The organism is Paenibacillus sp. Y280 (assembly GCF_056786335.1).
Window position 1 is genome coordinate 1 of the sequence record NZ_JBXCIW010000064.1, and the last position, 929, is coordinate 929.

The window sequence follows — 929 nt, forward strand, 5'->3', positions numbered from 1 at the left end:
TAAAATCTAGCAATACCTGTCGATTCATCATTTCCACTTACATTTTTGGAAGTAGTCCCCTATGACATCGTGTATTAAGGCTCATTACTATGGACTTTCGAAATTCAGGATAATAATGAAGTGCTGCTATTTATTCAAGATACGTTTAATCCTTTCATTGATATTGTGCGAGAACGTTCAATTACAGTTGAGTTCATTGCTATAGAATTTAATCCGCCAAGTAATTTGACTTATAGCCACATTAAAGATGAGTTAAAAAAGTGCGACAAAAAAATAAGCGAACAAGACTATGCAGGAGCTATAACTAATTCTCGTAGTCTATTAGAGGGAGTATTGAAAGAGATCATCTATACAATTACAGGTGATCATCCTGATCCCAAATATGATCTAGTAAAATTATCAAATGAAGCTAGAAAAGCACTAAATCTTGATCCCTCTAAACCAGAAATAATAGAGCCATTAAAGCAAGTTATTACTGGACTAGCAAGTACAGTTCAAGGACTAGGAACGATAAGAAATGTAATTAGTGACTCACATTCAAGGAAATATGAACCAGATGCTCATCATGCTATTCTGGTGGTTAATGCTTCAAAAACAATAGCATCATTTATTTTTGGAACATTTCAATACCAGCAAGTAAAAGGAATTTTAAAAAGGTGATGAAAGTTATTTGATTCCGCTGCATGAATTAAATTACAGTAATCAAGGATTTTATCTCTACTTTGTTTTCATAATGATCGCTGGGCATTGATTGAATATACTTCTTTCATTACGAATTTAACTTAAACTATTTTATTTTTAACGATAATAGAAATTAGGAGCCATTCCTGTAATGAAGTAATTTGAGCTTTGAATGAAAAATGCGCCTCTAGTATACTGTGAATTGTTCCGGGAAGGACAAACCCACATACGAAAAGAGGCGCACAAAT

1 protein-coding gene is annotated in these 929 nt (G+C 33.0%); it reads left to right on the top strand.

Annotated elements, in window-relative coordinates; all coding sequences use genetic code 11:
* The first annotated feature begins 120 nt into the window (after positions 1–120).
* Entirely contained in the window at positions 121–660 is a 540-nt protein-coding gene (locus AC1TPC_RS26840) for an abortive infection family protein (protein ID WP_482069774.1), read from the top strand.
* The last annotated feature ends 269 nt before the right edge of the window (positions 661–929 follow it).